The organism is Cloacibacillus sp. (assembly GCF_020860125.1).
Lineage (GTDB): Bacteria > Synergistota > Synergistia > Synergistales > Synergistaceae > Cloacibacillus.
In genome coordinates this window covers 1-9618 of the sequence record NZ_JAJBUX010000011.1, presented here as the reverse complement: position 1 = coordinate 9618, position 9618 = coordinate 1, and the positions used below count along the sequence as shown (strand labels likewise).

The window sequence follows — 9618 nt, the reverse complement described above, 5'->3', positions numbered from 1 at the left end:
TTCAGTATCGGGTGGTTCTGTATCAGTTCCATGCCCTCTCTCCCTCCTTGGTCTTGATGAAAATATAATCCGTACAATAATCTTAACAAAATAACTAAACGATAATATAATACATCGCTTTATATTGTTTGAAAAATGATGTTTATGGTTATATATTATCGAATTTATAAATATTTGAAACCCGTATTTATGTCATGTTTATGTGATTTATATAAGCAATAATTAATTAAAATTTATTTTTTAACAAAAAAATGGGGTATGTCACTTTTTTACAAATTCAATACGCCTATTATTTCTTTCATTTCTATTTTTGCTCATTTTTAAGTAACTACTAATTATCGAATTTATGTGAATTAGCTCTCAAACTATCTCTCTGATATAATTACGCTAATCTTAAAGGGGGAGGAATTTGTTTTGAAGATCGAAGGCATACCTTACCAGACCGTTGACTGGAACAAGATAGAGGCCGTACCTCACAAGGGCGAGAGCGGAGAGGCTCTCTGGCGAACGTTTGAGAAGGGTAATATACGCGCCCGGCTCGTGGAATACGGCCCGGGCTATCTCGCGGACCACTGGTGCCCGCACGGCCATGTGCTCCTCGTCCTTGAGGGCTCCGTCATCTCCGAGCTGGAGGATGGAACAAAGGAGGAGCTTACGCCGGGGATGGGCTATGTCGCCGAGGACGACGACAAAAACCGCCACCGCTCTTTTTCGCCGAACGGAGTCAAGTTATTCATCGTAGATTAGAGAAAAGGGGGCGGCCTCAGCCGCCCCTTTGAGCTTTATTCTTCGATATTTTCTTCCGTGATCTTTATCTGTTGTATCTTGTCCTCGAAACCGAAGACAGAACCGTCGATCTTATTTACCGCGATATCTATCTCCTCCATGTTCGAGAAGCGGTAGCCCTCCGGCAGGCGGTTCGCGAAACGTTTTATCTTCAGCAGCGCCTGGAGGTAGTTTCTCTCCGTCTTTCTGAGCAGGTTTGCGCATTCCATCGCGTCGGGCATCTCGTATTTCGCGAAGAGGCGCGCGATCGCGATGTTCACCTCGCGCTCCATCTCGTCGCTCCATATGTCGCCGAGGATTTTACGAACGCGCTTTCTTTCGTTCTGGTCCTTGATCTGCGCGAGCATCTGCGTTATTTCGCGCAGCGCCCCCTCTACCTCTTTAGCCACGGAACGAACGTCGCGGCGCGGCATGGAGCATTCGGCGATCATACGGGCCTCAGTTTCGACGGTGACCTCCTTTTTCAACAGCCTGCCGATCGCGGGAAGCAGCTTTATCTTCGCCTCCTCACGCGGCTTGTCGAGCGTCTCAAGGTAGAGTATCGCCGTGTCGTAGTCAAAGTTTTCGCACTTGCTGCGCGGGATATACGAAACATATCCCGTATCGAAGAATCCCTTGCGCCCCGCGCGGCCCGCCATCTGCATGAATTCATTCTTCGTCAGCGGTCCGTCGATGAATTTCGCCATCTGGCCGGATACCACCGTCTCCGCCGGCAGGTTCACCCCCAGCGAGAGCGCATCCGTACCCGCGACAACATCTATTATCCGTTCGCGGAAGGCCATCTCAACGAGCAGCTTCTCTTTCGGCAGCATGGAACCGAAGTACATGCCGACGCCGCGCAGCATCGTGTCGGGAACCTTTTCGACCTTGAGTATCTGGGACATCTCGCGCAGGCGGGCGCGCTTGTCGCGCTCCACTTTGCGGCGGGTCTTCGCGATCTGCGCCGCGACCCATTCGACGCCCTTCTTGGAAAAGGCGAAGACGAGCGCGTCGTGGATCTGGTTGAAGCGCAGCCCGCGCTGCTTGTAGACAAGTTTGGTGACGCGGTTCTCCGTCTCAAAGAGTGCGAAGCCGCGCCGCGCCATCTCTTCGAGATAAGCCCGCACCTTATCGGGGTTGCCGAAGGTGGCGGACATCACAAGGATGTCGCTCTCTTCGTCAGTACGGCGCAGGCCGTCTATGTAGGCGCGCGCGCGCTCCGGGTCGTTGAAGATAAAGTGAAATTCGTCAATTATCACCTTTTGTCCTGGGATGTGGGCATATTTTAGGGTATATATCTCCTGCGTGCAGCAGAGCACCTCGGCTCCCGCGTTTTTCTTGAAATCGCCGGTCTCGAGCCCGACGTCGAAGCCCATAGACTTGAGCTCCAGGTAACGTTCGTTCGAAAGGGCCTTGATCGGCGCGGTGAAGATCACGCGTCCCTCCGGCATCCGGGGCGTGCCGTTGCAGCTCATCAGGCCGGCCCATATATAGGCGACCCAGGTTTTGCCGCTGCCGGTCGGAGCGGAGAGGATCGCGTTCTTCCCCGCTATTGTCTCAAGCGCTTTTTCCTGCCATTTATAGAGCATATTATAGTTTCATGCGCATCACGGGAAGGAGGCGTTCAGGCATTCCCTCCGTCTGCTCTTCTCCTATCTTCTCCGCTCCCATATGCCGGTAAAACTCCTCGGCGTTCGGGTCGGATACTATGTAAAGTTCATCGGCTCCCATCGTCTCGGCCATCTCGCAGGCGTGAAGGAAGAGCTTTCCCCCCAGCCCCGTACCGATCTCTTCGGGAAGCACCCACAGGTGTTCAAGCCACCATTTGTCTCCCTTCTTCTCAAGCGCGTAAAAGCCGACCTTTTCATCGGTATCCTCGTGCTCTATGAGGTAAGACGGATTGTTTTCGATAAAATCCTGCTCAATGCTGAGCATATCCCGGAAGATGTTCATCACATCAACAGGGTAATCCCAGTAAGACTTCGACCTCCAGGCTATATCCGACAGATCTTCCGCCTCTTCTGGTTTGGCTGGACGTATTCGAACGTCGTCATCGTACATCTATCAATCGTTCTCCCCTTATATATATTAAGATATGCGACGTACATTGTACCACAACGCCACGGAATGGGGGTAACGTACACCCCGCAGGGCCATAGGCGGACGTTTGGCGTTTACGCCGTCACGGAATGGCCGCCTCCGTGACGGCCCTCTATTTAATCATTAATCAGCGGCTGCGGCGCGACAGCTCCCGTATCGCGAATTTCAGCAGCGATGGCAGTATATCCAGCGAATAGCGCAGGTGCAGCCGTTCGTCTTTTTTATGCGGCGATTCTCCGCTCGGGCCGAGGTTGATGACCGGCAGGCCAAGCCCCTGCATCTCTTTGAGCGGGATGTTGTAGACGCTCCCCCAGCCGGGCATGTTGCCGCTGAGAGCTCGCACGTCGTCGTCCGAGACCTTCGCCCCAACATAGCTGAGGTCACAGAGCCCCGCGAAGAGCTCCGACTCCGTCATCTTAAGGCCGTATTTTTCCACGCACTCCGCCTCCACGGCGCGCGCCGTTTCAACCGCGGCCAGGTCACGCGGGTCATCCGTGAGATCGGTGCGCACAGGCAGCCACGGAGGCAGGAAGAAGCAGACGATATAGGGCCCCTCGGCACCTGAACGGTCGGCGATGAAGTCCACACACTTTATGCCGCGCGCGCGCATATCGCCGGGCGGCAGCGTCTCCGTGTAGCGGCGCAGCTCCTCGTCGAAAGAGTCTCCGTGATGTCCGCGCGCCAGCTCCTTGAGCTCCTCCAGCGTGTAAACCGCCGGCTCCTCCGGCACAAACTCCGCCCCCTCGTAGCCCAAGGCGAGCAGCGCACGATAGGAGGCGGTGAGCTGCTCCGAGCTCTGGCGCAGCGCATAGGCGGCGACGCCGCGCATCTGCTCCATCACCAGCGCGGGGGTGTTGTTGGTAGTGAAACAGTTGAAGTACGCGTAGGCCTTATCGGGGACTGTAACGCTGTAGAGGTCGTGCAGCGCCTTCATGTCGAGGCAGATCCATGAGGGCTGGCAGACGCCGTGCAGCGGGTCAGCGAGATAGGGGTTGCCCTCAGCGTAGGAGACCAGCCGCGAGGCGGCTAGCAGCGCGGAAAAACCATTGTAGCAGTTTCCCACATGAGCGCCGCGCCCACGGATATAAAAGCCGGGCATCAGTTTGCCGAGCGTGCCGAGAAAGACCATCGGGCCGACGACGCCGGAGCGCCCCGCCTCTCCCGGCTCGGTATTGAGCGCCGCGAGAAAATCGAGCCCCTCCGCCTGCATCGCCGTAAGGGCCGGCAGCGCGCCGCGCATTCCGGCGGAGGAATTTTCCTCGTCTCCCACCAGCGCGATGACCAGATTCACGTCGAACAGGGAACGGTCCTCCGCAAACTCCTCGATGAGCGCCGCTTCGAGCGCCGCGCCGCACTTCATATCCATCACGCCGCGCCCGTAGAGGACGTCCGCGCCGGCGTCGAATATCTCCGCGAGCCGGTCGGCGTCGAAGGCATGTTCGGCGATATCGCCGTAACATTTCACGTCGACGACGTCGTAATGGCCGATGAGCAGCACCGTACGCGCCGTCTTTTTGGCGGCGTCGACGCGCGCGACAAGCGACTTCAGTTTATAGAGCGAACCCTCCAGCGGCGTATCAACCAGCTGAAGATGTCCGGGGTTTTCACAAAAATAAGGAAGCTTTGAAAGCCTTTCGAAGAGCCATTCGCCGGGCGCGCTCTCCGCGGCGCTCTCCGTAACGCTCGGCAGCGCGACAAGTTCTTTTATCATCGATAATAGATATTCTCTGTCCATAATTACCGCCTCCTAAACTTTCTAAATCATATCACAATATGGCGGGGGGCAAAATCGCGGCCACAGCGGAAATAGACAGCCGTTCCTCATATTCCGCGCCATCCAAGACAAACCGCCCGCTTACAGAGGCGCTTCTCCCGCAAAGCGGGAAAATTTTCTCCCTTGACATTCCTCCCCGCGGCTGTAAAACTTGTTAAAGTACTTTTGAGAGGATGTTTTACTCAATGGCCAAACCATTTATCAAGCCCGTCATCACGCCGGCGGAGGCCGCGGCCTATGCCGCTCCCGGCAAAACCCTGATGATCGGCGGCTTCAACTACGGCGGCGCGCCCTATACGATAATCGAGGCGCTCTGCGAGAGCGGCGTAAAGGAGATAGATCTCATCTGCGTCGACACCAGCTACTTCCAGACCAAGGTTCCCGGCCCCGTCGGCGTGGCGCGGCTCGTGACAAACGGACAGCTCCGTTCGCTCGTCGCCTCCCATATCGGCCTCAATAAAAAGACGCAGGAGCTGTACACCGGCGGAAAACTGAAGATAGAGCTGATACCGATGGGCACCTTCGTCGAACGTATCCGCGCGGGCGGCGCGGGGCTCGGCGGCATCCTTACGCCGACCGGCGTGGATACCGTCTACGAGGAGGGGCGCGAGACCGTCGAACTCGACGGACGACGCTACATCCTTGAGCGGCCGCTGCGGGCGGATACCGCCTTTATCCGCGCCTACAAGGCCGACGCTGCGGGCAATCTTGTCTATTACGGGACGAACAGGAACTTTAACCCGACGATGGCGACCGCGGCGGCAAGGGTTGTCGCGGAGGTGGACGAGGTCGTGCCGCTCGGTGAAATAGATCCCAACAACGTCGTGACCCCTGGCATATTTATTGACGCTCTGGTATTGAAAGGAGATGGCGAATATGCTTCCAGAACTTAGTGAGAAAGAGGCCCGCGCGCGTATCGCGAGGAGGGTCGCCTCGGAACTTGAAGACGGCGCGCTCGTCAACCTAGGCATCGGCATTCCGCAGCTCGTGCCGGATTACCTGCCGGAAGAGGTGCGGCTCATACTGCAGACGGAAAACGGCGTCATCAACGCCGGCGCAAGCGCGGACAGGCACGACCTGCGCGTCATCGACGCTGGCGGCACGCCGGTGTCGGTGCTGCCGGGCGGCGCGCTCATCTCCTCGGAGCTCAGCTTCGCGATCATGCGCGGCGGCCATATCGACGTCACCGTTCTCGGCGCGCTCGAGGTCGACCGCGAGGGAAGCCTCGCAAACTGGATGATCCCGCAGGTGCGGGTCCCAGGCATGGGCGGCGCGATGGACATCGTCACGGGGGCAAAAAAGGTCTGCGTCGCGACGCGCCACTTCGATAAAGAGGGGCGCAGCAAGCTCGTGCAGAAATGTTCGCTGCCGCTGACGGGGCGCGGCGTGGTCGACGTCATCGTCACCGAATACTGCGTGGTGCGGAACATCTACGGCCATATGGTGATGACCGAGATCGCCGAAGACACCGGCCTCCAGGCGCTGCTCGACCGGACGGAGATGCAGATCGACGTCAGCTCGCAGCTGAAACGGATACAGTTCTAAAAGACGTACATGCCGTTTTTTGCGACAATAAATAAATGATACAAAACTCCAATACCGCCGAACCGCCCGCCGCCGTTCCGAAATATTCTTACAGGAGCCACGGCGGTTCAATATGCGGATATCCGGCGACTTTGAGCTTAAAAGCCGTTTTTCTTTCAGCCCTTATATAAGAAAAGACTCCTCCAGCGCCCGGATCTGCCGCAGATAGGTACGGTTGACTGGGACGGCGAGGCCGTGTCTGCCGGCAATCTCGACCACCGTGCCGGCGAAGGCGCCGACTTCAGTAGGGCGGCGGGCCTCGATATCCTGCAGCATCGAGGTCTTTCCCTCGGCGCCCAGCATATCCATGATCCGGAAACAGTCGTCGATCTCCGGCGTTCCCAGGGATATCCCCTCCGCTCCGGCCACGGCGGCGGCCTCCTCCATCGCCGAACGCATCAGTGCGCGCGCGGAAGTGGAACGCTGCATCATCCCGTAGGTAAAGCCAAGGATCGCGGAGGTCTGGTTTAAGCCCGTATTCATCATGAACTTCTTCCAGAGGCTCGTTATCATATCCTCCGGTATCTCATACTCGATACCGGTACGCCGAAAAAACTCCTCCACCGCCGTCACGTTCTCCGAATAACGGCCCGGCTCGTTGCGCGCCTCTCCGAAGGGGATAAAGCCGGTATTTTTGCAGAAGGTGCGGTCTCCCTCGCGCGTCGCGTCTATCTTCATCGCGTAGGAATAGAGCACCCGCTCCGCGCCGTAGCGCTCCATCAGCACCTTTTCGCTCGTGACGCCGTTGAGCGGCGCGACGATCACCGTCTCGGAGCCGACAAAATCCCCTATCTCCTCCACCGCCGCCGCGAGCTGGGTATTCTTCACGGCGACAAAGACCAGATCGGCGGAACGCTCTCCGCTCCCCGGCTCCGCGACATTGAAGCGGTACTGTTTTCCATTATAGGTTATACCATTTTTACGGTAACGTTCGGCGCGTTCACCGGAGGCGACGACCCGAATCTTCTCAGGAGGCAGATGCTCCGCGATCGTCGTCAGATAGGCGCATCCGACCGCTCCCAGCCCGACAAGGGCGATATTTTCTATCTTCTTCATATTGAATCATCTTCCATTTCGTTACAGGTTTGTTTTTTCGTCTCTCCTAAATCTCTCTTACCGCGTCGGAGGCGGTGCAGCAGATACCAGATGCCGCCGTAGATAACCGGAGAGAGGCCCAGTAAAATGGAGAGCGCCGCAATACCGCCCATCCTTATATACGAAGTCCGGATGAAGGCGTCCCCCAGAAAATACCCCGCCGCCAACACGGCGGCATAAAAACCGGCGGCCGTAAGCGGCGTAAGGTCGCCGGCGAAGCCGCACAGCCCCCACAGCGCGAGGCAGACAAGCAGCGCGGCGGCGATTGGATGTTCCAGTACCGTCAAAAGCAGGAATATCCCGCCGGTTACGATCACAGACATCTCTTTACCTCCTTAAACCAAGAGCCAATTTTAAGATATCCCCATATATACTCTCGGGGCTGACCGCTCCGCGGCGGTGTATAATTTTAAATATATTAACGCATAACGGCAAAGATATACATAAAACAGCCGAAAACCCGGCAAAAGATCGGAGGAGATAAAGATGGGAATTACTGCAGGAACCATGGTTCCGCACCCGCCGCTCATAATACCGGAGGTCGGGCGCGGAGAGGAACGGGCCATCTCAAAGACAATCGAGGCATATAGGAAGGCCGCTGCCTTCATCGCGGACTCCGCGCCCGATACTGTGGTCGTCGTCTCGCCGCACTCCACCCTCTACGGCGACTACTTCCACATCTCGCCCGGCGAGCGCGCCTCCGGCAGTTTCGCGCGCTTCGGCACGCCAACGGTCTCCCTCTCCGTGGACTACGACGCGGAATTTGTCCGGGAGCTCGAAGCCTCGGCGGCGAATACCGGACTGGCGGCGGGAATACTCGGAGAGCGGAACAGAGAGCTCGACCACGCGACGCTTGTGCCGCTGTATTTCATCGCCGGGGCCTGCGGCGGGATAAAGGCAAAAATTGTGCGCGTCGCGCTCTCCGGACTTTCGCTCGCCGAACACTACCGCCTCGGCACGCTCATAAAGGAAACCGCTGAGAGGCTCGGGCGGCGGACGGCGGTCATCGCCAGCGGCGATCTTTCGCACCGGCTCAAAGAGGATGGCCCATACGGATTCAACCCCAGCGGTCCACTTTACGACGAGCGTATCATGGCGGTGATGGGGAATGGCGATTTCGGCGAGCTCTTCAACTTTTCCGAGGGGTTCTGCGACAGCGCGGGAGAATGCGGCCACCGCGCCTTCGTCATCATGGCGGGATGCTTCGACGGTACGGCGGTGGAGGCAAAGCGCCTCTCCTACGAGGGACCCTTCGGCGTCGGCTACGGCGTCTGCACCTTCCGGACGGCCGGGCCGGACGAAAAACGCCGCCTGCTCGCCGAATTTGCGGAAAAAGAGCGCAGGGAGCTGGCGGCGCTGAAAGAAAAAGAGGACGCCTATGTCCGACTCGCGCGGGCGGCGGTCGAAGCATACGTCACCGGCGGTAAAAAGATCGCCGTACCGGCGGGACTTCCTGATGAAATGCTATCCCGCCGCGCGGGAACTTTCGTATCACTGAAAAAAGAGGGAAGGCTGCGCGGCTGTATCGGCACCATCGCGCCCACCGCCCCCTCGGTGACGGCTGAGATCATCAACAACGCCGTCAGCGCGGCGACGGCGGACCCGCGCTTCGACCCTGTAGAAAAAGAGGAGCTGGCGAAGCTGGTCTACAGCGTCGATATCCTCGGCGAGACAGAAAATATAGACTCCGCCACCGAACTCGACGTGAAACGCTACGGCGTGATCGTCACTAAGGGGGGCCGCCGCGGCCTGCTGCTGCCCAACCTCGAGGGCGTAGACAGCGTGGAAGAACAGATTTCCATCGCGAAGAAAAAGGCTGGCATCGGCGCGAACGATACGGTCCAACTCGAAAGATTCGAGGTGGTACGCCATCACTAGGATAAATTGTCCCGTATGTTTCCGGCGCTGCTCCCTAGAAGAGGGCGAAACCGGCTTCTGCCGCGCGCGGCGTAACGACGGAGGCCGCAGCGTCAGCGTGAACTACGGAAAAATCACCTCGGCATCGCTCGACCCGGTGGAGAAAAAACCATTTGTGAAATTCCACCCCGGCAGCCTCATCCTCTCCGTCGGTACCTTCGGCTGCAACATGGACTGCCCCTTCTGCCAGAACTACGAGATCGCGGGCGCGGGGGAGGGAGACGTCTCGACCCGCGGCGTTTCTCCGGCGGAACTTGCCGCGCTCGCCGACGAACTGCGCGGCAGCGGGAACATCGGGGTCGCTTATACCTACAACCAACCGCTCGTCGGCTGGTAATTTTTACGCGACTGCGCCGCCGATGTAAAAAAACGCGGGCTGAAAA

General features: G+C 57.8%; 10 protein-coding genes. 5 read left to right on the top strand and 5 right to left on the bottom strand.

Features of this window, described 5'->3' with window-relative positions; all coding sequences use genetic code 11:
* Positions 1–414: 414 nt before the first annotated feature.
* Positions 415–747: a DHCW motif cupin fold protein gene (locus tag LIO98_RS01410; RefSeq protein WP_291952592.1), complete on the top strand. Its 333-nt coding sequence runs from the start codon at positions 415–417 to the stop codon at positions 745–747.
* A 35-nt stretch (positions 748–782) separates the two neighbouring features.
* On the opposite strand, the gene LIO98_RS01405 is transcribed toward LIO98_RS01410, so the two are convergent.
* The 3 genes from LIO98_RS01405 to LIO98_RS01395 all read right to left on the bottom strand — a co-directional run bounded on the left by LIO98_RS01405 (position 783) and on the right by LIO98_RS01395 (position 4600).
* On the bottom strand, positions 783–2354 hold the full coding sequence (locus tag LIO98_RS01405; RefSeq protein WP_291952590.1) for a DEAD/DEAH box helicase: 1572 nt from the start codon (positions 2352–2354) through the stop codon (positions 783–785).
* A gap of 1 nt (position 2355) precedes the next feature.
* Positions 2356–2826, bottom strand: coding sequence for a GNAT family N-acetyltransferase (locus LIO98_RS01400; protein ID WP_291952587.1), 471 nt, complete (start codon positions 2824–2826; stop codon positions 2356–2358).
* Between the two features lie 166 nt (positions 2827–2992).
* Positions 2993–4600 carry a M20/M25/M40 family metallo-hydrolase gene (locus LIO98_RS01395; RefSeq protein ID WP_291952585.1) on the bottom strand — a complete coding sequence of 536 codons (1608 nt, stop codon included), beginning with the start codon at positions 4598–4600 and terminating at the stop codon, positions 2993–2995.
* Positions 4601–4824: 224 nt separating this feature from the next.
* On the opposite strand from LIO98_RS01395, the gene LIO98_RS01390 reads away from it, so the two are divergent.
* Entirely contained in the window at positions 4825–5532 is a 708-nt protein-coding gene (locus tag LIO98_RS01390; protein ID WP_291952583.1) for a 3-oxoacid CoA-transferase subunit A, read from the top strand.
* The gene (locus LIO98_RS01385; RefSeq protein ID WP_291952581.1) at positions 5516–6184 is read left to right on the top strand and encodes a 3-oxoacid CoA-transferase subunit B; all 669 of its coding nucleotides are present in this window, start codon (positions 5516–5518) and stop codon (positions 6182–6184) included. Before LIO98_RS01390 ends, LIO98_RS01385 begins: the two co-directional genes overlap by 17 nt.
* Positions 6185–6346: 162 nt before the next feature.
* Here the strand turns inward: LIO98_RS01385 and LIO98_RS01380 are convergent, their stop codons facing one another.
* Positions 6347–7279 (bottom strand): ketopantoate reductase family protein, encoded by a 933-nt coding sequence (locus tag LIO98_RS01380; protein ID WP_291952580.1) that lies wholly within the window; start codon positions 7277–7279, stop codon positions 6347–6349.
* Positions 7276–7641 carry a hypothetical protein gene (locus LIO98_RS01375; protein WP_291952578.1) on the bottom strand — a complete coding sequence of 122 codons (366 nt, stop codon included), beginning with the start codon at positions 7639–7641 and terminating at the stop codon, positions 7276–7278. The genes LIO98_RS01380 and LIO98_RS01375 overlap by 4 nt, the downstream gene beginning before the upstream one ends.
* A gap of 163 nt (positions 7642–7804) precedes the next feature.
* Here LIO98_RS01375 and amrA point away from each other — a divergent pair, with 163 nt between their 5' ends.
* The gene (gene amrA, locus LIO98_RS01370; RefSeq protein ID WP_291952576.1) at positions 7805–9196 is read left to right on the top strand and encodes an AmmeMemoRadiSam system protein A; all 1392 of its coding nucleotides are present in this window, start codon (positions 7805–7807) and stop codon (positions 9194–9196) included.
* Between the two features lie 97 nt (positions 9197–9293).
* Positions 9294–9572: a hypothetical protein gene (locus tag LIO98_RS01365; RefSeq protein WP_291952575.1), complete on the top strand. Its 279-nt coding sequence runs from the start codon at positions 9294–9296 to the stop codon at positions 9570–9572.
* The last annotated feature ends 46 nt before the right edge of the window (positions 9573–9618 follow it).